This window comes from Streptomyces sp. WM4235, assembly GCF_001279725.1.
In the GTDB taxonomy this organism is placed as follows: Bacteria; Actinomycetota; Actinomycetes; order Streptomycetales; family Streptomycetaceae; genus Streptomyces.
Map to the genome: position 1 here is coordinate 96864 of NZ_LGDE01000447.1, position 22791 is coordinate 119654.

Below are 22791 nucleotides of genomic sequence, written 5' to 3' on the forward strand. Positions count from 1 at the left end.
GGAACAGCACATGGCCCGGATGCCCTTGGCCGACCGCCGCCGGCAGCTGACGGAGGCGGCGATCCGCGCGATGGCCCGCGACGGCGTCCCCAGGACGACCACGCGGTCCATCGTCGCCGAGGCGGGTGTGTCGCTGAGCGTCTTCCATTACTGCTTCGACTCCAAGCAGGCGCTGCTCGAATCCGTCATCGAGACGATCACCGCCCATTACGTGGGCGTGGTGAAGGACGCCATCCGGCCGAGGGCCACGCTCCGGGAGACCATCCGCGCCGGTTTCCAGGCCTACTGGGACCATGTCGCGGCCCACCCCGAGGAGCACATGCTCACCTACGAACTGACGCAGTACGCCTTGCGCCAGCCCGGCTTCGAGCACCTGGCGCGGCGCCAGTACGAGCTGTACTCCGAGACGTACTGCGCGCTCATCGAACAGCTCCGCGGCGTGATGACCTTCGAACTCAGCGTCCCCGACACCGTACTGGCCCGCTACCTGGCCGCCATGACGGACGGGGTCACCCTCAATCACCTCGTCCTCGGCAACGACCGGGTCGCGGCCGAGATTCTCGACATGATCAGCGATCACGTGGCCGGGCTCATTCGCGAGGAAGCCCCCGCCGTCTGAGGAGGCCCGCGGCGTCTGCGGTGGGCCGGGACGTCTGCGGTGGGCCGGGACGGCACGCGGCGATCGTCGGTCCGGGGGCGGCGACGGCGGTCGCGTCAGCGGGCGGGTCGGTCGGCCGACAGCTCGCGGTCGAGGGAGCGTACACGGGCCAGTGCCGCGGGGCGCCCCTCCGCGGGCAGCGCGCCGGCCAGCGCCCGCCACACCCCCGGATCGTCCGCGCCCCACGGCCGGCACACCCAGTCGCCCAGCAGCCCGGCGTCGGCCCGCGCGATCACCGCGGCCCGCGCCTGGTCCTCGATCCGGCGGCGCAACCGTACGATCCCGGGCGCCGTCGAGGCGGGCAGCAGCGGGCCCGGATACCCGGTGAGGGCCGCGGAGACGGCGCCCGACGCGAGGTGCCGGGCCACGGCGGCGAAGTCGGCTTCCAGCGGGGCGGCCGTGCGATAGGGCCGCGAGAGGATGTTCCCCGGGCCCAACAGGCCGCGCAGCCGGGAGATCTCCGCCCGCAGCGTGACCGCCGAAACCGACTCGTCCTCGTAGAGGTCGATCGCCAACTCCTCGCCCGAGAGCCCCTCCGGATGGTGGGCGAGCAGGGCCATGATCTCGCTGTGCCGTCGCCCGAGCGTGACCTCCCGACCGCCGCTCACCCACAGTGCCTCGTCCCGGCCGAGCGCGGCGAGGCCGTCCGGGACGTGATCGCGCGACGGCTCCGGTTCCAGCAGGGCCAATTGGGCCTCTGCGGCCCGCGCCACCGCGCGCACGAACGCCAGCGAATGAGGATGGGCCAGCCCGTCGCCCCCGGTGATGTCGACCGCGCCGAGCAACCGCCCGGTACGCGGATCGCGGACCGGAGCGGCCGCACAGGTCCACGGATGGACCCGGCGGCTGAAGTGCTCGGCCCCGAAGACCTGCACGGCCTCGCCGACGGCCACCGCGGTGCCGGGGGCGTTGGTTCCCATCACCGTCTCCGCCCACCGCGCGCCCGGTACGAAGCCGAGCCGTTCGGCCCGCCGCAGGGTGTCCGACGCCCCCTCCACCCAGAGCAGGCTGCCCCGCGCGTCGCACACCGCCAACAGGTGCGCCCCGTGCGCGGCGAACGCCCCGACGAGGTCCCGGAACACCGGCAGCACCCGGGCCAGCGGATGCTGCTCGCGGTAGGACCGCAGCTCCGCCTCCGCCAACTCCACCCGGGCCGAGCACTCCGGGTTCACCCGCGCCCGCGCGCACCGGCGCCACGATCCGGCGATCACCGCCCGGACCGGGGCCTCCACCCGCCCGTCCCTGGTGAACACGTCATGGGCCCGACGCAGTACCCGCGTGCGCTCGACGGGATCGGCTCCGCCCGGCAGCGCCACCGACGGATCGCCCATGTCACCCTCCCGTGGTGCCGCGTAACCCGGAGCGCCCCCATCGTCGTACCGGTTCCGCACCACGACAAGCGTCGCGCCGGCCGTCCCGTGACCGAACCCCACCCACGCTTCCCCCGCGCGGCCCTCCTAGGGGGTCTCCTCCGGGTCCAGCGCCGTGAGGGCCGGCGCCGGGTCCGGGGCCGACGGGCCCGCCGGAACCCACAGGGGTCTGCTCCAGGTCGCCGGTTCCGGCGGCCCGAGGCGCAAGGCGTCGCGACCGGCGGGACTCAGACCCGGAAGCGACAGCCAGAAGGCCGCCGAGGTCACCCCGAGCCCACCGCTCACGGAGTGCGATCGGGCGGTGACCGGAGCCCCTTCCGCAGGGCGGCGAAGCGGTCGGGAACGCTGGGCGGGAGCGGGGCGTTGAGCGGGGTAGTGGCCGACAGCAGGAGGAGGTGTCCGCAGATGTCCACAGGCGGAAAGGTGGCCGTGGCCGGAGTGGTGGCAGCCATCGTGCTGTTCGCGACGGTCGGGTTCTGGCCGGGTCTCCTGGTGTTGATCGGGGTGCCCACCCTCGCGTACTTCCTGTTGGACCCCTCCCAGCGGCGCCGGCTGCGGGGCGTGTCCAGAAAGCAGATCGGCCGCTGACGGCGGCGCAGGTGCGGGCGGTGGCCGGGCACTGAGGCCTGCGGTCGCCGACGCGGTGGCAGGCCGCTCGGCGGCCCGCCCCGGGCCGCGCGGAGCAGTCAGTCGGCCCGGGGTGGTCGGCCGGCCCGGCGAGGGGCCGGCCGCTCCGGCGATCTCGGTGCCTCGCCGCTGGGTTCTCCGACCAGAGGCCGTCCTCAGGCCGTCCTCAGGCCGGCCGCGTCGCGACGCGGTCCAGCATTGCCAGCAAGTCCGGCAGCTCAGGCACTTCGGGCCGCTCCGGGTGCACACCCCGCGGCACCGCGAGGACCTCACCCGGCTCCTCGTCCAGCAGGACGAAGGCCGCGCCGTCCGTGCGACCGACCAGTGACCAGCCGGGGCCGTCCGCCCGGAGCGTGCGCGCGTCCTCGGTCGCGAAGCTGGAACGCACCCGCCCGGGCGGTGGCGGCTCGTCCGCGTATCCGGCCGCCTCCTTGAGCGCCCGCGCCAGTCCCGGATGCGCGGCGGCCGCCGCACCGCCGTCCGTCGCGACGCGCTCGGACCAGTCCGCCCACTCCCGGGCGATCTGGTCCGCCCCCATGCGCCGCTGTACCGGACCCCAGGTGTCCGCCGACGGAGGCGCCAGCGGCACCCGGCCGGTGCCGTCGGCGCCCTGCTCCGGATCGTGCGGTTCCGGGACGCCCGGCGCGGAGACCGTCAGTTCCAGCGGCCAGCCGGCCAGCGACACCACGATCGTCCGCTCCTCCGGGGACAGGTCGTACTCCATGCCGCAGTCCCAGGAGGCGATGGCCGCGGCGACGAGCGAGACGTCGCTCACCACGACCGTCCAGCGGGCGCCTTCCTCGTCCTGGCCCAGCACCAGCCCGTACCCGTCCGCGACCGGCCGCACGCCCAGCAGCGCGCAGGCCTCCGGGAAGTCGTCGCCCATGATGCCCGGGAACTGCGTGGGGGTCAGCAGCACGGCGGTGAGCACGTACAGCGAGCCCCCGTCATCCTCTTCGGACACGTGGCCTCCTCCCGTTGCGGTCGCTCTCTCGTCGGCGCACCTTAACCAGCGGGTAACTCGCCCGTCGAGAGCCTGCGGACGTCGATTTTCAAGCCCGCTACCTGCACGTAGAGTTGAGCACCCGCCACAGAAAGGGACTCCGGTGCAGCGTTACGACCGGCTGAGGGAGATCCTCCGGCTCGATCCCGACGAGGATTTCCTCGCCATCTACCGGCTGACCGCCACCTACGAATTCCCCTGGGACGTCACCCGCGCCCTTGAGTTGGCCCTCTTCAGGACGTACGCGGTCCCGAGCATCGGCCGGCTGCTCGCCGAGACCGCCGAGTTCACCGATCGCGCGCAGAAGCGCTACGACGACACGGCGCTGCTGCTCGACGCGGTCGTGGAGCACGGATTCGAGAGCGATACCGCGCGCACCGCGATCCGCCGCGTCAACCAGATGCACCGCAGCTACGACATCTCCGAGGAGGACATGCGGTACGTCCTGTGCACCTTCGTGGTGATTCCGGCGCGCTGGATCGACTCCTACGGCTGGCGGCCCCTGACCCACCACGAGCGCCGCGCCTTCGCGCGCTACTACGCCACCCTCGGCCGCCACATGGGCATCACGGACATTCCGGGTTCCTTCGAGGAGTTCGAAGCCTGCCTGAACGCCTACGAGAAGGCTCACTTCGGGTGGGACGAGGGCGGGCGCGAGGTGGCCGACGCCACCCTCGACCTGATGGCCTCGTGGTACCCGGCGCCACTGGCCCCCGCCGTGCGCGGAGCCGGCGTCGCGCTGCTCGACGACGCGTTGCTGAACGCGTTCCGGTACGAGACCCCGCGCCCCGCGGTCCGGCGGCTGGTCCGCGGGGCGCTGCGGCTGCGCGGGCGCGCGGTGCGGCTGCTGCCGCCGCGCCGGGCACCGCACCACGCCCGCCAGAACCGGGAGATCAAGGGCTACCCGAACGGGTACGACGTCGGTGAGCTCGGCACCTTCCCGGTGCCCGGGCGGGGCGGCTGTCCCGTACCGCATCTGCGCCGCCCCGCCGGAGCGGACGCCCCGCCGCCCGCGTAGCGCCCTGGGTGCTCCGCGCGCCCGGGGCGGTGGCTCCGTACCCGGCGCGCGGGGGAAGCGGTCGCTCAGGGGCGGTGCGTCGCGAGCACCAGGAAGCGGTGGTCCTCGTCGGCGTACGAGGTCATCTCCCAGCCCGAAGCCGACAGCAGCGGGCCGAGGTTGTGCTCGGCCCGCAGGTCGTCCGGGGTGAGTTCGCGACCGTGGCGCGCGGCGAGGGCGGCCCGCCCGATCGGGTGGAAGAGCGCGAGGTGACCGTCGGGGCGGACCACGCGGGCGAGCTCGCGCAGGTTCGACCCGGGGTCGGGCAGGTGCGCGATCAACCCCGCCGCGAACACGGCGTCCAGTACCCCGTCCCGCAGGGGCAGCCGGGCCACGTCCGCCAGCAGCAGGGCGCCGTCGGCCTCTCGGCCGGCCTGTCGCGCGGCGGCCAGCATCTGCGGGGTGAGGTCGGCGCCGAGCACCGTTCCCGAGGGGCCGACGGCCGCCCGCAGGGCCGTCAGGGCGCGCCCGGTACCGCAGCCCGCGTCCAGGACCCGGTCTCCGGGGCGCAGACCGAACTCGCCCACGGCGGCCGCGAAGGCGGGCCCGTCCGCCGGGAACTTGCGGTCCCAGTCGGCGGCGCGCGCCCCGAAGAACTCCTGCACGTGTGTGTGGTCTTCGCTCATGCGCCCATGATCCCTCACCGGCCTCCCTGCGGTGCGTGTGCAAGGTGGCACGTGGTGTGATCGAACGCGAACGTAGCTCTGTCATATTTCAGCAGTTACAGCGGCTTTCGAAATGCACACCTTGTTCGTGGCCTCACCCGGACTAGCGTCCGGTGGCCATGGGACACCTGGACCACGCCGCCTACGGCTGGCTGACACCCGCGCTGTCATACGTGATGGCATCGATCGGCGCCGCCCTCGGCCTGCGCTGCACCGTCCGCGCGCTCGCCGCGACCGGATCCGCCCGCCGCAACTGGCTCCTCACCGCGGCGTCCGCCCTCGGCACCGGCATCTGGACGATGCACTTCGTCGCGATGCTCGGCTTCGACGTCACCGGCACCGAGATCCACTACGACGTCCCGCTGACCATCCTCAGCCTCCTGGTGGCCGTACTGGTCGTCGGGGCCGGCGTCTTCGCCGTCGGGTACGGCAGGAACCGGCGTCGGTCCCTGGCCATCGGTGGACTCACCACCGGCCTCGGCGTCGCGAGCATGCACTACCTGGGAATGGCGGCCCTGCGGCTGCACGGTGAGGTCTCCTACGACCCGCCCGTCGTCGGACTGTCGGTCGTCGTCGCCGTCATCGCGGCCACCGTCGCGCTGTGGGCCGCGCTCAACATCACGTCCCCGATGGCCGTGGCCGGCGCCTCGCTCGTCATGGGCGCCGCGGTCAGCAGCATGCACTACACGGGCATGGCCGCCGTCGCGGTCCGCGTCGCGCCCTCGGACGTGGCCCTGCCCGGCGCCACGGCGATGCAGTTCATCTTCCCGCTCGCCGTCGGGCTCGGTTCCTACCTCTTCATCACCGCCGCCTTCGTGGCACTGTCCCCGACCGCGGACGAACGGGCGGCGTCGGCAGCCGCCCGGAACCTGGGGGAGAGCGTCGCGCCCGCGCACTGAGCACCGGGCCGCGCACGTCCGTGCGCCCCCGCCCCCCATCGCACCGCGCACGCCGGACGCTCCGCACACCTCCCACACACCGCGAGCCCCCACCCGAGAACCCGCCACCGCATCCCCGTATCCGCCCCCACCGCCACCCCGCCCAGCCCGTACCGCCCGGAACGAGGAGCCCATGCGCACACCCCGCAAGAAACCGGAAGCAGCGGCGCCGGGGCCGCCCGGGCCCCCGGCGCGCGGCCGGCGGGCGCACGCGGGGCAGCCCGCGGAGGAACCCGAGGAGAGAACACCCCCTCGACCCGCCGCCGTGGCCGGCTCCGGCGGGAGACCCCGGATACGACTGCGCCCCCGGACCGTCCGGGCCAAGATCGTCTCCCTGTTGATGGTCCCGGTGGTCTCGCTGCTCGCGCTCTGGGCCTTCGCCACGGTCAGCACCGCGCAGGACCTCGCCCGGCTCAGCCGTGTCCAGCGGGTCGAGCGGGAGATCGGCGCCCCCGTGTCCGCCGCGCTCGCCGAGGTGCAGGCCGAACGGCGGGCCGCGGCGCGGTTTCTGGCCGACCCCGCCGCCGGCGAGCGGGCCGCCGCCCTCGAACAGCAGGCCCGGCGCACCGACGACGCCGTGCGCCGGCTGCGGCTCGGCGACCGGAACACCGTCGCCGACTCCGGCGACTACCGCACCGACGTCGTGGTCCGGCTCGGTGGTTTCGTGGCCGCCGCCGAGGGGCTCGGTTCCGCGCGCAAGGACATCGTCGGCCGGCGGACGACCGCGGACGCCGCCTACGAGACGTACACCCGTGTCGCCGACGCCGCGCTCGCCGTCGGCGGGGCCCTGTCCGGTGCGCAGGACGCCGAACTCGGCCCGGACGCCCGGGTTCTGCTGGAGTTCGCCGAAGCCGGGGAACTGCTGTCGCGGGAGGACGCGTTGCTCACCGTGCCGGGGCCGCGCAACGCCGAAACGCTCCGCCGGCTGACCGGCGTCGTGGAGACCCGCCGCGCGCTGCTCGCGGACGCCGCCCGGGACCTGCCGAGCGAGGAACGGACCGCGTGGGAGTCCGTGTCCAAGAGCGCCACGCACGCCGAACTCATCGCGGCGGAGGACCGGGCGCTCACAGCGGCCGCGGGTACGGGATCCGCTACGGGTACGGGATCCGGCGCCGGTTCCGGCGCGGTCAAGCCCGCCGGGTGGGACGGTGCTTTCAGCGGTGTCAGTACCTCGATCAGGCAGACCGAGGCCGCCGCGCGCGCCGAAGTCACCGACCGCTCCGACCCGTTCACGCGCGTGGCGCTCAGCGGGGCCGGCGCGGCCGTCGTCCTCGGCCTGGCCGCCGTCATCGCCTCCCTGGTCATCTCCGTACGGATCGGCCGCGCACTGGTGGTGGAACTGGTCTCGTTGCGCAACACCGCCCTGGAGATCGCGCGTCGCAAACTCCCGCACGCCATGGAGCGACTGCGGGCCGGCCAAGACGTCGACATCGAGGCCGAGACCTCGGCCGGGCCGCCCGCCGAGGACGAGATCGCCCAGGTGGGGGAGGCTCTCTCCACCGTGCACCGGGCCGCTCTGAGCGCCGCCGTCGAGCGCGCCGAACTCGCCGGCGGGGTGAGCGGTGTCTTCGTCAACCTCGCCCGCCGCAGCCAGGTCCTGGTGCACAGGCAGTTGACCCTGCTCGACTCCATGGAACGCCGCTCGGACGACCCGGGCGAACTCGACGACCTCTTCCGCCTCGACCACCTGACCACGCGCATGCGTCGGCACGCGGAAAGCCTGATCATCCTGTCGGGAGCCGCCCCGGGGCGCGCGTGGCGCATGCCGATCCCCCTGACCAACGTCGTGCGCGCCGCCGTCTCCGAGATCGAGGACTACCCGCGCGTCGAGGTTCGCGGGCTCGCGGAGGCGGCCGTGGCAGGCGGCGCGGTGGCCGACCTCACCCATCTCCTCGCCGAACTCATCGAGAACGCGACCCAGTTCTCCCCGCCGCACACCAAGGTCCGGGTCAGTGGCGAGCCGGTGGGCGCCGGTTATGTCCTGGAGGTGGAGGACCGCGGGCTCGGCATGGGCCGCGAGGCGCTGCACGACGCCAATCGCCGGATCGAGCAGTCCGAGGCGCTCGACCTGTTCGACAGCGACCGCCTCGGACTGTTCGTGGTCAGCCGGCTCGCTGCCCGACAGGGCGTGCGGGTCCACCTGCGCCCGTCACCGTACGGGGGCACCACAGCCGTGGTGCTGCTGCCGAACTCCCTGCTCCAGGGGCCCGTCACGGCGGCCTCGGACGACCCCGCGGAGGTGGCGGCGCCGTCCCCGGTCGCCGTGGGAGCCGTTTCCGGTGGCGAGGCGCCCCACCCCGGAGGCGGCCGTGTGGAAGCCTCCGTCGGGCCCGTTCGAGAGGGGTCCCGCGCCGGCGTCGTACGGGAGGAGGGCGGGGCGTCGGCTCGGCCCGATGCCCTACCGGAGCCCGAGGGGGACGACCCCGCTCCGGACTCCGCGGTCGAGCCCCTGGAACCGCGCCCCGCCGCTGTAGCCCCCCTGCGGCCGCGCGGTCCCGGCGGCACGGCGGCCCGTACGCACGCACCCGCCGCCGGTCCGGCGGGCGCCGCCTCGGTGACCGAACTGCCGCGCAGGGTCCGCCAGGCCAGCCTGGTGCCCCAACTGCGCGAGGTCCCCGAACCCGAGGATCCGGCGGACGCGGGCCCGTCCGGTGCCCCGCCGGACCGCAGCCCCGAGCAGGCCAGGGATCGGATGGCCGCCTATCGGGCCGGTTGGGCCCGGGGCGCCGGGGAGAACTCCGCCCACGCAGGCAGCGAAGGAGAAGTGTGATGATCGAACACCAGCTGATCGGGCTCGACGAGGCTGGCGGGATCTCTCAGGCGGCCGGCGGGTTGGACTGGCTCCTGGACGACCTCGTGACGCGCGTCCGCGAGGTCCGACACGCGGTGGTCCTGTCCAACGACGGTCTGGCGGTGGGATCCTCCAGCCGGCTCAGCCGGGAGGACGCCGAGCACCTGGCCGCCGTGGCCAGCGGCTTCCACAGCCTGGCCAAGGGAGCGGGCCGGCACTTCCGCGCCGGGGGCGTGCGCCAGACGATGGTGGAGATGGACGAGGGGTTCCTCTTCGTCGCCGCCGCGGGCGACGGCTCCTGCCTGGCCGTCCTCAGCGCCGGGGGCGCCGACATCGGGCTCATCGCCTACGAGATGGCCCGGCTGGTCAAGCGGGTCGGCGAGCACCTGGACGCCCCCTCACGGTTCGCGGCGCACCCGCCGGCCGCAGGGTGAGCGCGGCCGTCAGACCGGTGAACGGCCAGTGGTTCGACACCGAGGCGGGGCCGCTCGTCCGGCCTTACGCCATGACCGGCGGACGCACCAAACCGGGACCGCACGGCGTCCGCTTCGACCTGATCGCACTGGTCGCCGTGGCGGACCCCGAGGGCGGCGACGAGGCGACCGAGTCCCTGTGGGGACCCGAACACCGTGCGCTGCTCGGATTGTGCCGCGACGAGACCCAGTCGGTGGCGGAACTCGCCGCCGACGCGGACCTGCCCGTGGGTGTGGTGCGGGTGTTGCTGGGCGACCTGCTGGAGGCCGGGCACGTCAAGGTCAGCCGCCCGGTACCGCCCGCGCAACTGCCCGACGAGCGGATTCTGCGTGAAGTCATCGAAGGATTGCGAGCGCTGTGATGGGACTGCACCACAACGGATCCACCGGGTCCGGTCCGGAAGTGGAAGAGGACGAGGAAGTGGCGGCGCTCGCGCTGAAGATCCTCGTGGCGGGTGGCTTCGGCGTCGGGAAGACCACGCTGGTGGGCGCGGTCAGCGAGATCCGACCACTGCGCACGGAGGAACCGCTCAGCGAGGCGGGCCAACTCGTCGACGACACCGGAGGCGTCGATCGGAAGACCACCACGACGGTGGCCATGGACTTCGGGCGCATCACCATCCGCTCGGGCCTGTCGCTGTACCTGTTCGGCACGCCGGGACAGGACCGGTTCTGGTTCCTGTGGGACGAGATGTCGCAAGGAGCCCTCGGAGCGGTGGTGTTGGCCGACACGCGCAGGCTGGAGGACTGCTTCCCGGCCGTGGACTACTTCGAGCACCGCCGCATCCCGTTCGTCGTGGCCGTCAACTGCTTCACGAACGCGCGGCGTTACGCCTCGAACGAGGTGGCGCGGGCCTTGGACCTGGAACAGGGCACGCCCGTGGTGCTGTGCGACGCCCGGGACAAGGACTCGGGGAAGGAAGTGCTGATCAGACTGGTCGAGTATGCCGGGCGGATGCACACCGCCCGGCTGCTCGCGTCGGTGGGTTCGGGTACGCAGGCCGGGCCGGAGTGACGGACGTGGGCGGCGTGCGGATGTCGACGGGCGCCGGCTCAGACCGCCACGTCGGCCATCGCGATCACCTTGTCGATGGTCACGCGAACGAGGAGTTCCCCGTCGACCGCGTTGCGCCGACCGAAGGCCTCGGCGCGCTCCTCGCCCATGTACCGACCCCCGATCCTCGTCGCCCAGGTCAGCATCTCCTCCTCGTGGCCGGTGTACTCGACGAGCTCGGCGCGGCCCTGGAGGACGACGTAGGAGAAGGGCGGCCGGTCGTCGTCCACGCAGAGGGCGACCCGCCCGTCCCGGGCCAGATTCCGACCCTTGACGGTGTCACGACCGGTGTTGAACACGAAGGCGTCACCATCGAGAACGAACCAGATGGGGGCGATGTGCGGGCTCCCGTCCGCACGGACGGTGGAGAGCTTCCCGGTGCGGGTGGAATGCGAGACGAACGCCCGCCATTCCTCTTCAGTCATCTTCTTCGTCATGGGTCCATCCTCCTTGCCGGAAAGCCGCTGGTGGGGAAGGCTGGCGGCACGACCAAGCGGGGTGGGACGCGGCCACGTCGGCCGCGTCGACGGGGAGGGGCTGGAAATGGCACTGGACAAGCAGCTCGATTGGCTACTGGACGACCTGACGCGCAGGGTCCCGCAGGTCCGGCACGCCGTGGTGCTGTCGAACGACGGGCTGGTGACCGGGGCGAGCGCCGGGCTGGCACGGGAGGACGCGGAGCATCTCGCCGCCGTCGCGGCCGGGTTGCAGAGCCTGGCCAAGGGGTCCGGACGGCACTTCCGGGCGGGCGAGGTGCGCCAGACGATGGTCGAGTTCGACGAGGGGTTCCTGTTCGTCGTCGCGGCGGGCTCGGGTAGCTGTCTGTGCGCGCTCAGCGCGGCCGAGGCGGACATCGTGCAGGTCGCGTACGAGATGACCCTGATGGTGAACCGGGTGGGCGAACACCTGGGCGTCGCGGAACGACGCATCACGGGGGGCTGAGAACGGCCTGGACCGCGAGCCGGATCGGACCCGGGCCGGGACTCGGATCGGACCCGGATCGCCCCGTCCAACGGCCGGACCAACGGCCGGACCAACGGCCGGACCAGGGGCTGGACCAGGAGTTCGGGGCCGCGACCGAGAGTTATCCACAGGCCTCGCCGCGTCCGTCGCGCTGAGTTACGGTCTTCACACAGAGTGATCGCCACTCGTGGGGGGAGACCGTGATGAGGATGGAAACGCAGGACCGTGCGGTGACGGTACCGGACGAGCGGGAATCGGGTCCGCGAGCACCGGCCGGGCCGGCACCGGGCGTGTCTTCGGAGGTGCTGGTCGGCGGTGTCAGGGCCGCGCGAGAGCTGGGCCTGGGACGGGGCGAGTTGGCCCGGGCCGTACAGCTGGGACTGGTGCGCGCCGGGCGTCGGGCGCCGAGCGGGGCCGCACGGTTCACGCGGGCCGAGTTGGAGCGGGTGACGGCGGCCGAGGGCTTTCCGGAAGTCCTGCGCGCGCGGGTCGAGACCGTGGCCGGCGCCGACGCCGGGGCCGAGGTGCTCGGTGTGGGGCCGAGCCGGTTCACCCGGCTCGCGCGCTGTGGGCACATCATCCCGATCGGCTACCGGATCAACCGCTACCGCGCCGTCGTGTGGCTCTACCTGGCCGCCGAACTGCGGGCGTTCGCCGTCCGGGACGCCGGCATGTTGCGAGGGACGGCGTCCCCGGAGGATCGGGAGCTGGTCGCGGCCAAAGGTGACCTGCGCCCGCGCAAATGGCGTGAGCGGCATGTGGAGTTGCTGCTGAGACGCACCACCGACCCCTGGGAGCGGGCTGCCGTGCTCGCGTCCGTCCTCCCGACGGACGCGGTGCGGGAGGTGGTGCCCGATCCGGCCGAACGCATCGTGCTCGCGGCTTTGGCACCGTCTCCGCCCTACGGCCACCCGAGGGTCCCGGCGGCCGCCGTCGTGGCGGAGTCGCTGCTGAGGGCACGGCCGCCGGACGAGATCCGGTGGTACCGCGCCGGCCTGGACTTCGCCCTGACCGGCGCTCGGGGTCAGTCGAAGTCCACCGGGGAGAGGGGGCCGACGTAGACCCAGGCCCCCTCCTCGCGGGAGAAGCCGCTGTGCTCGTGCAGGGACCCGGTGTGCCGGCCCTCTCGGTAGTGCGCCCGGAACTCCACCGCGCCCTGCGTCTCGAACATGCCGCCGCGTTCGGTGGCGAGGATCTCCAGACGTTCCCAGCGCTGCCCGGGATCCAGTTCGAGCCGGTCCGGGCGGGTGGACGGGTGCCAGGAACGGAGCAGGTAGGCGGTGTCACCGACCGCGAAGGCGCTGAAGCGAGAACGCATCAGCAGCACCGCGGTGGGCGCCTGCCGCTCACCGGAGTGGAAGCGGCCGCAGCACTCCGGGTAGGTGGCGGGCAACCCGCAGGGACAGGGGAGGACCGGGGTTGACATGGGCGTGCTCAGCTCTTCGTGGACGGGCCGGACGACTTCGTGGACGGGTTGGGCGACCGCGTGGACGGGTCGGGCGACTGCTACTTCTTGGGGGCGTACGGGCGGAAGAGACCTTCCTGGACCACGGAGACCAGCAGCCTGCCCTCCAAGTCGTAGATACGACCGCGAGCCAGGCCCCGACCGCCGTGCGCGATGGGGGACTCCTGGTCGTACAGGAACCACTCGTCGGCCCGGAACGGCCGGTGGAACCACATGGCGTGGTCCAGCGAGGCCATGTCGAAGCCGCGCATGCCCCACAGGGGCTCCACCGGGATGCGCACGGCATCGAGGAGGGTCATGTCACTGGCGTAGGTGAGGGCGCAGGTGTGCACGAGCGGATCGTCGCCGAGCGGGCCGACCGCCCGCATCCACACCGCGCTGCGCGGGTCGGCGTCCTTCAGCTCCCCGGGAGTCCATCGGAGCCGGTCCACGTAGCGGATGTCGAAAGGCTGGCGGCGGGCCATCCGCTCCAGGGCCTCGGGCAGGGCCCCCAGATGCTCGCGGATCTCCTCCGCGACCGTCGGAAGCGTGTCCGGGTGCGGGAAGTCGAGGCGAGGGGGCAGCTGGTGCTCGATGCTGCCCTCCTCCGGATGATGGAAGGAGGCGGTCAGATTGAAGATGGTCTTGCCCTGCTGGACCGCGGTGACACGACGCGTCGTGAAGGAACGCCCGTCACGCACCCGTTCCACCTGGTACACGATGGGCACCCCGGGGATGCCGGGGCGCAGGAAGTACGCGTGCAGCGAGTGGACCGGGCGGTCCGTCTCGGTCGTGCGGCCCGCGGCCACCAGTGCCTGGCCGGCGACCTGCCCGCCGAAGACGCGCTGGAGGGATTCCTGGGGGCTCGCGCCCCGGAAGATGTTGACCTCGATCTGCTCCAGATCGAGCAGATCGACCAGTCTCTCGGCGGGGTTCGTCATCAGGGGTTCTCCACTGTCGTGTCCGGCGGAATCGGCGGGCCCGGCGACGCCGGCGGCCTGCGGGGACGGATCAGAGGCCGAGCTCACCGACCGCGGTGACCCGGATGACCGCCCGGCCCTCCTCGTCGGAGGCCGCGAGGTCGACCTCGGCGCTGATGCCCCAACCATGGTCACCGGCGGGGTCGGCGAAGGCCTGGCGGACGCGCCACAGGCCGTGCTCCGCGTCCTCCTCGATCTGCAGCAGCTTCGGGCCGCGCGCGTCGGGGCCGGTGCCCAGGTCGTCGTACTCGTCCCAGTAGCCGTCCAGGGCCTCGCCCCAGGCATCGGCGTCCCAGCCGGACTCCCCGTCAAGCTCGCCGAGCACGTTGACGTGGTCCAGGGCGGCCAGCTCGACGCGACGGAACATGGCGTTGCGGACCAGGACACGGAAGGCGCGGGCGTTCGCGGTGACCGGCTTGACCTGGTCGGCCTTCTCCTGGGCCTGCTCCGCCGTCTCCACCTCGGGGTTCGCCAACTGCTCCCACTCGTCGAGCAGACTGGAGTCGACCTGGCGGACCAGCTCGCCCAGCCAGGCGATGAGGTCCTGGAGGTCCTCGGACTTGAGGTCGTCCGGGATGGTGTGGTCCAGGGCCTTGTACGCGCTCGCCAGGTAGCGCAGGACGATGCCCTCGGTACGGGCCAGCTCGTAGTAGGAGGTGAACTCCGTGAAGGTCATCGCCCGCTCGTACATGTCACGGATGATCGACTTCGGCGAGACGGGGTGGTCGCGTACCCACGGGTGGCTCTTGCTGTACACGTCGTAGGCGTGCAGGAGGAGCTCTTCGAGGGGCTTGGGATAGGTGACGTCCTGGAGCCGTTCCATCCGCTCCTCGTACTCGATCCCGTCGGCCTTCATCGCGCCCACGGCCATGCCGCGTTCCTTGTTCTGCTGGGCGGCCAGGATCTGGCGCGGGTCGTCCAGCGTGGACTCGACGACCGAGACCATGTCCAGCGCGTAGGAAGGGGACTCCGGGTCCAGCAGGTCGAAGGAGGCCAGCGCGAAGGTGGACAGCGGCTGGTTCAGCGCGAAGTCCTGCTGGAGATCGACGGTCAGCCGGATGGTACGGCCCTCGGCGTCCGGGGTGTCGAGCTTCTCCACGACACCGCCGTCCAGCAGCGAACGGTAGATCGCGATGGCCCGGCGGATGTGCCTCAGCTGCGCCTTGCGCGGCTCGTGGTTGTCCTCCAGCAGGTGCCGCATGGCCTTGAACGCGTCGCCGGGGCGGGCGATGACCGACAACAGCATGATGTTGGTGACCTTGAAGCGCGAGGTCAGCGCCTCCGGGTCGGCGGCGATCAACTTCTCGAACGTGGTGTCCGACCAGGCCACGAAGCCCTCGGGGGCCTTCTTGCGGACCACCTTGCGGCGCTTCTTCGGGTCGTCGCCCGCCTTCGCGAGGGCCTTCTCGTTCTCGATGACGTGCTCGGGCGCCTGCGCCACCACATAGCCCGCCGTGTCGAAGCCGGCCCGACCGGCGCGGCCGGCGATCTGGTGGAACTCGCGGGCGCGCAGCGTCCTGACCCGGGTGCCGTCGTACTTGGTGAGCGCGGTGAACAGCACGGTGCGGATGGGCACGTTGACGCCGACCCCGAGGGTGTCGGTACCGCAGATGACCTTCAGCAGGCCCGCCTGCGCCAGCTTCTCCACCAGGCGCCGGTACTTGGGCAGCATGCCCGCGTGGTGGACGCCGATGCCGTGGCGGACGTAGCGGGAGAGGTTCTGGCCGAACTTGGTGGTGAAACGGAAGTTGCCGATCAGCTCCGCGATCTTGTCCTTCTCCTCGCGGGTGCACATATTGATGCTCATCAGGGACTGCGCCCGCTCGACCGCCTGGGCCTGGGTGAAGTGCACGATGTACACCGGTGCCTGCCGGGTCTCCAACAGCTCGGTGATGGTCTCGGTGATCGGCGTGGTGACGTACTCGTACGACAGCGGGACGGGCCGGGTCGCGGAGCGGACCACCGAGGTGGGACGGCCGGTGCGCCGGGTCAGGTCCTCCTCGAACCGCTTCATGTCGCCGAGGGTCGCCGACATCAGGACGAACTGTGCCTGCGGAAGCTCCAGCAGCGGGATCTGCCAGGCCCAGCCCCGGTCCGGCTCGGCGTAGAAGTGGAACTCGTCCATGACGACCTGGCCGATGTCGGCGTACTTGCCGTCGCGCAGCGCGATGGACGCCAGCACCTCGGCGGTGCAGCAGATGACCGGGGCGTCCGAGTTCACGGAGGCGTCACCCGTCAGCATGCCGACGTTCTCGGTGCCGAAGAGCTTGCACAGGTCGAAGAACTTCTCCGACACGAGGGCCTTGATCGGCGCGGTGTAGAAGGTGACCTTGTCCTGGGCCAGCGCGGTGAAGTGCGCGCCGGCCGCCACCAGGCTCTTGCCGGAGCCGGTCGGGGTGGAGAGGACCACGTTCGCCCCGGAGACGACCTCGATCAGTGCCTCCTCCTGCGCCGGGTACAGGGTGATGCCCTGGCCCTCCGCCCACGAGGAGAAGGCCTCGAAGAGGGCATCGGGGTCGGCGTTCGGCGGGAGCTGATCAATGAGGGTCACACCCCCCATCTTGCCTGGCTTCGGACCGGATGAGGCAACCGGCGGGAGGAAAGAAGATCATCGACGGTACGCTGTGCCGTCCACACGGCCCGGACGAAACCGTCGACGGGCCCTGACCATCACAGAACCGGGGCGGGGAAACACCATGATGGGTCCGGCGCACTCACTGTCCGGCGCGGCGGCCTGGCTGGGGGTCGGCGCGGCGGCTGCGGCGGCCGGGTACCCGATGCCCTGGCCCGTCCTCGTCGTCGGCGCGCTCATCTGCGCCGGAGCGGCGCTCGCGCCCGACCTCGACCACAAGTCGGCGACGATCTCGCGCGCCTTCGGGCCCCTCTCCAAGGGCCTGTGCGAGGTGGTCGACAAGATCTCGTACGCCGTCTACAAGGCCACCCGGGCCCCGCGTGACGCCCGGCGCACCGGCGGCCACCGGACGCTGACCCACACCTGGCTCTGGGCGGTCCTGATCGGCGGCGGCTCGTCCGTCCTCGCCGTGACCGCCGATCGCTGGGGCGTCCTCGCGCTGCTCTTCGTCCACCTGGTGCTGGCCGTCGAGGGCCTGCTGTGGCGCGCGGCCCGGATGTCCAGCGATGTCCTCGTGTGGCTCCTGGGCGCCACCAGCGCCTGGATCCTGGCCGGCGTACTCGACCAGCCGGGCAACGGCGCCGGCTGGCTGTTCACCGAACCCGGCCAGGAGTACCTCTGGCTCGGCCTGCCGATCCTGCTCGGGGCCCTGGTCCACGACATCGGGGACGCGCTGACCGTCTCCGGCTGCCCGATCCTGTGGCCGCTCCCGATCGCCGGCAAGCGTTGGTACCCGATCGGCCCGCCGAAGATGATGCGGTTCCGTGCCGGCAGCTGGGTGGAGCTGAAGGTGCTGATGCCCGTGTTCATGCTGCTCGGCGGAGTGGGCGGAGCGGCCGCGCTGGGCTTCATCTGACCTCCGCGTCCCCCTTCGACACCGGCCCGAAGCGAAGCGTCAGGCGCCCTGAATCGCTCTGTTCAGCCCGTCCCCGTACGGACAATCATGTGAACCGACGAGCCGTCGGGCACGTCGGCTCACACCAAGACCGTGGGGCACATGGGCGGGGCACGGCGATCCGTCGTGCCGAAGCGGAGCGAGCAGCGGAATCCGGGGGACGAGATGAAGCGCGACAGGAACGGCGACAGGAACGGGTACGGGACGGGTACCAGGTCGGCGTTGATGGCGGGCACGGTTCTCGCCACGCTGGCGCTGACCGGCGTGGCCGTGCCGGCCCACGCGGCGACCGGGGAGCGGGCCGACGCGGCGCGACGCTGCACGCCGGGCATCCGGGTGCTGGAGTCGCTGCCGGGTCCGGGAGAGTCACCGTTCCCCTGGTCGGCCACCACCGAGGTCAAGGGACTCGGCCCCCTCGGGATGTCCGTCGGCCGCTCGCAGAACCGGCCCGTCTACTGGCTCGGCACCTCCGTCCACCGGGTGCCACTGCCCGCCGGGTACACGTCGGGCGCGGTGGAGGCAGTCAACCGGTTCGGCGTGATGGTCGGGTGGCTTCGCGGCACGGACAAGCCCCCGGTCGCCTTCCGGTACGCGTCCGGAGCGAAGGCGGTCGCCATCCTGCCCGGCGGAGAGCGGGCGAGCGACATCAACGACAAGGGACACGTCGTCGGCGAGCGGCACAGCGACCCCTGGCACGTGGTGGGAGTGGAGTGGGTGGGCACCGCCGTCCGCCGCGAGCTGGCCCTGCCCCCGCAGATCACCGGGCTGGCCGAGATCACGGGCATCAACGACGCCGGCCGGATCGTGGGACGGGGCACCGGGGTGATGGACGCGGAGTACTGGTACGAGACCGGACTCGTGTGGGCGGCCGACAAGGCCGCACCCGCGCAGGAGCTCCAGCCGTTCCACCCGGGCGACACCTACAGCACCTACCTGCCGCAGGACATCGACGAGAAGGGCCGGATCTCCGGCACCTACGAGTTCTCTCGCCTCATCACCTCCAACGGCGTGGTCTGGAAGCCGCCCTACACGGAGGTGATCACGGTCGCGAACCTCGGTGAGCGCACCCAGGGCACCTTCGAGGACGTCAGTCCGACCACCGGCGTCAGCGTCGGCACCGCCTCGGACTCGACGATGGTCGGCCCCTTCCCGCCGGAGACCGCTCCGCCGTACCAGGCCACCCTGTGGAAGGGGGCCGGCCCCACCCTGGCCCTGCCCCGTCTCGCCGCGACGGGCCACAGCGGAGCCTTCACCGTCTCCGACGACGACCGGGTCGGCGGGTACGCCGTCGACGCCAAGGACGTGATGCACCCCGTCGTCTGGACCTGCGCGTCGCACCAGGCCCACGCACCGGCGCCCACGCCGACACCGACACACGCAACACCGACACCAGCACCGACACACGCAACACCGACACACGCGCCGGCGCCGAGCCCCGGGCCGGCGCGGAAGCGCCCGACCCGCCGCCCTCACGGCTCGAACCGGCCGGCCCCGAGGGCGATCGACCGGCTCACACGACGTACGCCGTGGTTCCACTGCGGAGCCACGGCGTACGCACGGTCAGCCGTGCCAGGAGCGCCACAGCGCGGCGTACGCGCCGCCGGCCGCGACCAGCTCGTCGTGCGAACCGAGCTCGCTGATCCGGCCCTCCTCGACCACCGCGATCACATCCGCGTCGTGCGCGGTGTGCAGCCGGTGGGCGATCGCGATGACCGTACGGCCGTCCAGCACCCGGGCCAGCGAACGCTCCAGATGCCGGGCGGCACGCGGGTCCAGCAGTGAGGTCGCCTCGTCCAGCACCAGGGTGTGCGGGTCCGCCAACACCAGCCGGGCCAGCGCGATCTGCTGCGCCTGCGCGGGCGTCAGCGCCGTCGCGCCGGAACCCACCTCGGTGTCCAGTCCGGACTCCATGGCCCGGGCCCAGCCGTCCGCGTCCACCGCGCCCAGCGCCGCCCACAGTTCGGCGTCGTCCGCGCCCGTCCGTGCCAGTCGCAGGTTGTCCCGCAGCGAGCCCACGAACACGTGGTGTTCCTGGTTGACCAGCGCCACGTGCTCGCGCACCCGCTCGGCCGGCATCCGCGACAGCCGTGCCCCACCGAGGGTGACCTCCCCCGTCCGTGGCGCGTAGATGCCCGCGAGCAGCCGGCCCAGGGTGGACTTGCCGGCGCCCGAGGGGCCGACCAGCGCCATGCGGGTGCCCGGCGGCACGGCCATCGACACCCGGTGCAGGACGTCCACGCCCTCGCGGTAGCCGAAGTGGACCTCGTCCGCCCGGACGGCCCGGCCTTCCGGGGACACCGCCGAGTCACCGGCGTCGGGCTCGATCTCGCGCACGCCCACCAGCCGGGCGAGCGACACCTGCGCCACCTGCAACTCGTCGTACCAGCGCAGGATCAGGCCGATCGGATCGACCATCATCTGGGCCAGCAACGCGCCCGTCGTCAGCTGCCCGACCGACATCCAGCCCCGCAGGACGCAGTAGCCGCCGATCATCAGCACGGAGCCGAGGATCGTCACGTAGGTCACGTTGATGACGGGGAAGAGGACCGTCCGCAGGAACAGCGTGTACCGCTCCCACGCCGTCCACTCCTTGATCCGGCGGTCCGACATCGTGATTCGACGCTTCCCGAGACGGTGCGCCTCGATGGTCCGGCCCGCGTCGACGGTCTCGGTGAGCGCCGCCGCGACCGCCGCGTACCCGGCCGACTCCGACCGGTACGCCGAAGGTGCCCGGCGGAAGTACCAGCGGCAGCCGATCACCAGGATCGGCAGGGCCACCAACGCCGCCAACGCCAGCGGCGGAGCGGTCACGGCGAGCGCTCCGAAGAGCAGCCCCGCCCACACCACGCCGATGGCCAGCTGGGGCACGGCTTCGCGCATCGCGTTGCCGAGGCGGTCGATGTCGGTGGTGATCCGCGACAGCAGGTCACCGGTACCGGCCCGCTCCAGCACGCCCGGCGGCAGACCGACGGAGCGCACCAGGAAGTCCTCGCGCAGGTCGGCCAGCATCTCCTCGCCGAGCATCGCCCCGCGCAGCCGGACCTGCCGCACGAAGAGGGTCTGTACGACGAGCGCCCCCGCGAACAGCAGGGCCACGGTTCCCAGACGCAGCTCGCGGACCCCGGCCGCGAGATCGTCCACGACCCGACCCAGCAGGTACGGGCCGACCATGGACGCGATCACCGCGACCGCGTTGACCGTCACCAGGACCACGAAGGCCCGTCGGTGGCGCCGGAACAGGCCGCGCACATAGTCCCGAACGGTCGCGGACGTGCCCACGGGCAGGGTCGCGGCCGTTTCGGGGGCTGCCGGATCGTAGTCCGGCGGCGCCACGCCGATCATGCGGACTCCTCGATCTCTGTGAGTGATTCTGCGACGCGCGCCAGTTCCAGGCCCGCCGCCCGCTGTTCCCCTTCGGTCTCGCGGGTGACGACGGCCCGGTAGCGCGGTTCTCCGTGCAGCAGTTCGCGGTGCGTGCCGGCCGGCAGGGCCGTGCCCTCGTGCACGAGCACCACCCGGTCGGCGCGGTCCAGCAGCAGGGGAGAGGAGGCCAGGACCACCGTGGTGCGCCCCGCGCGCAGGGCCGCGATGCCGTCCGCGATCCGTGCCTCGGTGTGCGAGTCGACCGCCGAGGTCGGCTCGTCCAACACCAGCACCTCCGGGTCGGTGACCAGGGACCGGGCCAGGGCCAGCCGCTGACGCTGACCTCCGGACAGCGAACGGCCGCGCTCGGTGATCCGCGCGTCCATGGCGTCCTCGACCCCGTCGGGCGCCGACTGGAGCAGCGCGTCCAACACGTCGGCGCACTGGGCGGCAGCCAGCGCGGCCGAGGGCGTCACCGCACCGGACGCCGGTACGTCGAACAGCTCGCGCAGGGTCCCGGACAGCAGCACCGGATCCTTGTCCTGTACGAGGACCAGCGTGCGGGCGGTGTCCAGCGCGAGTTCGTCCAGCGCGACCCCGCCCAACAGCACCGGCGGCCCCTCGGCGGCGGCGTCCATCGGATGGCCGCCGAGCCGTTCCGCGAGCCGACCCGCGAGGTCCGGATCGCCGCACACGACGGCGGTGAACTGCCCGGCCGGGACCAACAGCCCCGTCTCCGGGTCGTACAGCTCCCCGCCCGGGGCCGGGGCCTCGGGGGCGGTCCGCGCCTCGGGCTCGCCCGCGTCGGTCCGGGTCAGCTTCAGCACCCGGGCCGCCCGCTTGGCGGAGGGACGCGAGAACGAGTACGCCATGGCGATCTCCTCCACGCTCCGCAGGGGGTAGAGGAGCAGGGACACCGCGCTGAAGACCGCGACGAGTTCGCCGACGTCGAGCCGACCGTCCAGGACCAGCGAGGAGCCGTACCAGACCACGATGATCATCAGCAGGCCCGGCAGGAACACCTGGATCGACGAGATCACCGCCCACATCCGGGCACTGCGCACGGCGGCCTCCCGCACCTCCTGGGAGGCGGCGCGGTAGCGGCCGAGGAAGAGCTCCTCGCCGCCGATCCCGCGCAGGACCCGCAGGCCCGCCACGGTGTCGGAGGCCAGCTCGGTCGCCTTGCCCGCCTTCTCGCGCTGGATGTCGGCGCGCCGGGTGGCCCGGGGGAGCAGCGGAAGGGAGGAGAGCGCCAGCAGCGGCATGCCCACGGCCACGACCACGCCGAGGGACGGCGCGTACCAGACCAGGCCGACGCAGACGAGCACGATCGCCACGGCCGCCGCGAGGAAGCGCGAGACCGCCTCGACGAACCAACCGATCTTCTCCACGTCGCCGGTGGACACCGCGACGACCTCGCCGGCCGCCACCCGCCGGGTCAGGGCGGAGCCCAACTCCGCGGTCTTGCGCGCGAGGAGCTGCTGCACGCGGGCGGCAGCGGTGATCCAGTTGGTGACGGCCGTCCGGTGCAGCATGGCGTCGCCGAGCGAGATCGCGACGCCGAGCACCGCGATCAACGCCCCGACGAGCAGCAGTCGTCGGCCGTCGCGGTCCACGACCGCCTCGACGCCGAATCCCACCGCGAAGGGCAGCCCGGCGATGCCGATGTGGTGCAACAGCCCCCAGCACAGGCTTTTGGCCTGTCCGCCGAGTTGGTTGCGCCCCAGCCACACGAGGAAGCGAGGGCCGGAGCGAGCGTCGGGTACCCCTGGGTCCGGATACGGAAGATCGCTGATCTGCATGACGCCCCATGACTGGTCGAGTGGTTCAAACCACACAAGGTTCGTCTTCCGGACTGCCCCGGGGCAATCCATTTTC

Annotated in this window: 21 protein-coding genes; 11 read left to right on the plus strand and 10 right to left on the minus strand. The window is 72.4% G+C overall.

The annotated features are described in order from the left end of the window. The first annotated feature begins 10 nt into the window (after positions 1 to 10). Positions 11 to 619, plus strand: coding sequence for a TetR/AcrR family transcriptional regulator (locus ADK55_RS30660; RefSeq protein WP_053683342.1), 609 nt, complete (start codon positions 11 to 13; stop codon positions 617 to 619). Positions 620 to 714: 95 nt separating this feature from the next. Here the strand turns inward: ADK55_RS30660 and ADK55_RS30665 are convergent, their stop codons facing one another. Further along, positions 715 to 1989 carry a GAF domain-containing protein gene (locus tag ADK55_RS30665; RefSeq protein ID WP_053683344.1) on the minus strand — a complete coding sequence of 425 codons (1275 nt, stop codon included), beginning with the start codon at positions 1987 to 1989 and terminating at the stop codon, positions 715 to 717. Between the two features lie 126 nt (positions 1990 to 2115). Continuing rightward, on the minus strand, positions 2116 to 2313 hold the full coding sequence (locus ADK55_RS30670; protein WP_053683345.1) for a hypothetical protein: 198 nt from the start codon (positions 2311 to 2313) through the stop codon (positions 2116 to 2118). Between the two features lie 120 nt (positions 2314 to 2433). Here ADK55_RS30670 and ADK55_RS30675 point away from each other — a divergent pair, with 120 nt between their 5' ends. Further along, on the plus strand, positions 2434 to 2616 hold the full coding sequence (locus ADK55_RS30675; RefSeq protein ID WP_053683347.1) for a hypothetical protein: 183 nt from the start codon (positions 2434 to 2436) through the stop codon (positions 2614 to 2616). Positions 2617 to 2821: 205 nt separating this feature from the next. Here ADK55_RS30675 and ADK55_RS30680 read toward each other — a convergent pair whose 3' ends face one another. Then, positions 2822 to 3619 (minus strand): hypothetical protein, encoded by a 798-nt coding sequence (locus ADK55_RS30680; RefSeq protein WP_053683349.1) that lies wholly within the window; start codon positions 3617 to 3619, stop codon positions 2822 to 2824. A gap of 142 nt (positions 3620 to 3761) precedes the next feature. Between ADK55_RS30680 and ADK55_RS30685 the strand changes: the two genes are divergently transcribed. Then, on the plus strand, positions 3762 to 4676 hold the full coding sequence (locus ADK55_RS30685) for an oxygenase MpaB family protein (protein ID WP_053683351.1): 915 nt from the start codon (positions 3762 to 3764) through the stop codon (positions 4674 to 4676). A gap of 65 nt (positions 4677 to 4741) precedes the next feature. Here ADK55_RS30685 and ADK55_RS30690 read toward each other — a convergent pair whose 3' ends face one another. Continuing rightward, positions 4742 to 5341: a class I SAM-dependent methyltransferase gene (locus ADK55_RS30690; protein WP_053683352.1), complete on the minus strand. Its 600-nt coding sequence runs from the start codon at positions 5339 to 5341 to the stop codon at positions 4742 to 4744. Between the two features lie 158 nt (positions 5342 to 5499). Here ADK55_RS30690 and ADK55_RS30695 point away from each other — a divergent pair, with 158 nt between their 5' ends. The 5 genes from ADK55_RS30695 to ADK55_RS30715 all read left to right on the plus strand — a co-directional run bounded on the left by ADK55_RS30695 (position 5500) and on the right by ADK55_RS30715 (position 10597). Then, positions 5500 to 6279 carry an MHYT domain-containing protein gene (locus ADK55_RS30695; RefSeq protein ID WP_053683452.1) on the plus strand — a complete coding sequence of 260 codons (780 nt, stop codon included), beginning with the start codon at positions 5500 to 5502 and terminating at the stop codon, positions 6277 to 6279. Between the two features lie 172 nt (positions 6280 to 6451). After that, positions 6452 to 9088: an ATP-binding protein gene (locus ADK55_RS30700; protein WP_053683355.1), complete on the plus strand. Its 2637-nt coding sequence runs from the start codon at positions 6452 to 6454 to the stop codon at positions 9086 to 9088. Next, the gene (locus ADK55_RS30705; protein WP_053683360.1) at positions 9088 to 9543 is read left to right on the plus strand and encodes a roadblock/LC7 domain-containing protein; all 456 of its coding nucleotides are present in this window, start codon (positions 9088 to 9090) and stop codon (positions 9541 to 9543) included. The genes ADK55_RS30700 and ADK55_RS30705 overlap by 1 nt, the downstream gene beginning before the upstream one ends. Beyond that, positions 9540 to 9944: a DUF742 domain-containing protein gene (locus ADK55_RS30710; protein ID WP_053683362.1), complete on the plus strand. Its 405-nt coding sequence runs from the start codon at positions 9540 to 9542 to the stop codon at positions 9942 to 9944. Before ADK55_RS30705 ends, ADK55_RS30710 begins: the two co-directional genes overlap by 4 nt. Next, positions 9944 to 10597 carry a GTP-binding protein gene (locus ADK55_RS30715; protein WP_053683364.1) on the plus strand — a complete coding sequence of 218 codons (654 nt, stop codon included), beginning with the start codon at positions 9944 to 9946 and terminating at the stop codon, positions 10595 to 10597. Before ADK55_RS30710 ends, ADK55_RS30715 begins: the two co-directional genes overlap by 1 nt. A 38-nt stretch (positions 10598 to 10635) precedes the next feature. Here ADK55_RS30715 and ADK55_RS30720 read toward each other — a convergent pair whose 3' ends face one another. Next, a complete protein-coding gene (locus tag ADK55_RS30720; RefSeq protein ID WP_053683365.1) occupies positions 10636 to 11073 on the minus strand; it encodes a PPOX class F420-dependent oxidoreductase in 438 nt (145 codons plus the stop codon). Positions 11074 to 11179: 106 nt separating this feature from the next. On the opposite strand from ADK55_RS30720, the gene ADK55_RS30725 reads away from it, so the two are divergent. After that, complete coding sequence (locus ADK55_RS30725) at positions 11180 to 11578, plus strand: roadblock/LC7 domain-containing protein (protein ID WP_053683454.1); 399 nt, start codon at positions 11180 to 11182, stop codon at positions 11576 to 11578. 230 nt (positions 11579 to 11808) lie between these two features. Further along, complete coding sequence (locus tag ADK55_RS30730; protein ID WP_159041603.1) at positions 11809 to 12660, plus strand: DUF6397 family protein; 852 nt, start codon at positions 11809 to 11811, stop codon at positions 12658 to 12660. On the opposite strand, the gene ADK55_RS30735 is transcribed toward ADK55_RS30730, so the two are convergent. From ADK55_RS30735 to ADK55_RS30745, 3 genes are all read right to left on the minus strand, one after another. Next, positions 12624 to 13025 (minus strand): YchJ family protein, encoded by a 402-nt coding sequence (locus ADK55_RS30735; protein ID WP_053683370.1) that lies wholly within the window; start codon positions 13023 to 13025, stop codon positions 12624 to 12626. The two genes, ADK55_RS30730 and ADK55_RS30735, sit on opposite strands and share 37 nt — an antisense overlap. A gap of 80 nt (positions 13026 to 13105) precedes the next feature. Then, a complete protein-coding gene (locus ADK55_RS30740; RefSeq protein WP_053683456.1) occupies positions 13106 to 13984 on the minus strand; it encodes an acyl-CoA thioesterase in 879 nt (292 codons plus the stop codon). Between the two features lie 70 nt (positions 13985 to 14054). Continuing rightward, positions 14055 to 16574: a DEAD/DEAH box helicase gene (locus tag ADK55_RS30745; protein WP_053683458.1), complete on the minus strand. Its 2520-nt coding sequence runs from the start codon at positions 16572 to 16574 to the stop codon at positions 14055 to 14057. Positions 16575 to 16719: 145 nt separating this feature from the next. On the opposite strand from ADK55_RS30745, the gene ADK55_RS30750 reads away from it, so the two are divergent. Next, entirely contained in the window at positions 16720 to 17511 is a 792-nt protein-coding gene (locus tag ADK55_RS30750) for a metal-dependent hydrolase (protein ID WP_053683372.1), read from the plus strand. Between the two features lie 1599 nt (positions 17512 to 19110). On the opposite strand, the gene ADK55_RS30755 is transcribed toward ADK55_RS30750, so the two are convergent. Both ADK55_RS30755 and ADK55_RS30760 read right to left on the minus strand, forming a co-directional pair. Then, positions 19111 to 20892 (minus strand): ABC transporter ATP-binding protein, encoded by a 1782-nt coding sequence (locus ADK55_RS30755; protein ID WP_053683375.1) that lies wholly within the window; start codon positions 20890 to 20892, stop codon positions 19111 to 19113. Then, complete coding sequence (locus tag ADK55_RS30760) at positions 20889 to 22715, minus strand: ABC transporter transmembrane domain-containing protein (RefSeq protein WP_053683377.1); 1827 nt, start codon at positions 22713 to 22715, stop codon at positions 20889 to 20891. Before ADK55_RS30760 ends, ADK55_RS30755 begins: the two co-directional genes overlap by 4 nt. Positions 22716 to 22791 lie beyond the last annotated feature (76 nt).

Excerpts from the sequence above, each read along its gene's own strand:
- ADK55_RS30695 (WP_053683452.1), top strand. The coding sequence starts at position 5,500 with ATGGGACACCTGGACCACGCCGCCTACGGCTGGCTGACACCCGCGCTG.
- ADK55_RS30750 (WP_053683372.1), top strand. The coding sequence starts at position 16,720 with ATGATGGGTCCGGCGCACTCACTGTCCGGCGCGGCGGCCTGGCTGGGG.
- ADK55_RS30760 (WP_053683377.1), bottom strand. The coding sequence starts at position 22,715 with ATGCAGATCAGCGATCTTCCGTATCCGGACCCAGGGGTACCCGACGCT.
- ADK55_RS30735 (WP_053683370.1), bottom strand. The coding sequence starts at position 13,025 with ATGTCAACCCCGGTCCTCCCCTGTCCCTGCGGGTTGCCCGCCACCTAC.
- ADK55_RS30660 (WP_053683342.1), top strand. The coding sequence starts at position 11 with ATGGCCCGGATGCCCTTGGCCGACCGCCGCCGGCAGCTGACGGAGGCG.
- ADK55_RS30720 (WP_053683365.1), bottom strand. The coding sequence starts at position 11,073 with ATGACGAAGAAGATGACTGAAGAGGAATGGCGGGCGTTCGTCTCGCAT.
- ADK55_RS30705 (WP_053683360.1), top strand. The coding sequence starts at position 9,088 with ATGATCGAACACCAGCTGATCGGGCTCGACGAGGCTGGCGGGATCTCT.
- ADK55_RS30755 (WP_053683375.1), bottom strand. The coding sequence starts at position 20,892 with ATGATCGGCGTGGCGCCGCCGGACTACGATCCGGCAGCCCCCGAAACG.
- ADK55_RS30675 (WP_053683347.1), top strand. The coding sequence starts at position 2,434 with ATGTCCACAGGCGGAAAGGTGGCCGTGGCCGGAGTGGTGGCAGCCATC.
- ADK55_RS30715 (WP_053683364.1), top strand. The coding sequence starts at position 9,944 with ATGGGACTGCACCACAACGGATCCACCGGGTCCGGTCCGGAAGTGGAA.
- ADK55_RS30740 (WP_053683456.1), bottom strand. The coding sequence starts at position 13,984 with ATGACGAACCCCGCCGAGAGACTGGTCGATCTGCTCGATCTGGAGCAG.
- ADK55_RS30665 (WP_053683344.1), bottom strand. The coding sequence starts at position 1,989 with ATGGGCGATCCGTCGGTGGCGCTGCCGGGCGGAGCCGATCCCGTCGAG.
- ADK55_RS30690 (WP_053683352.1), bottom strand. The coding sequence starts at position 5,341 with ATGAGCGAAGACCACACACACGTGCAGGAGTTCTTCGGGGCGCGCGCC.
- ADK55_RS30700 (WP_053683355.1), top strand. The coding sequence starts at position 6,452 with ATGCGCACACCCCGCAAGAAACCGGAAGCAGCGGCGCCGGGGCCGCCC.
- ADK55_RS30730 (WP_159041603.1), top strand. The coding sequence starts at position 11,809 with ATGGAAACGCAGGACCGTGCGGTGACGGTACCGGACGAGCGGGAATCG.
- ADK55_RS30725 (WP_053683454.1), top strand. The coding sequence starts at position 11,180 with ATGGCACTGGACAAGCAGCTCGATTGGCTACTGGACGACCTGACGCGC.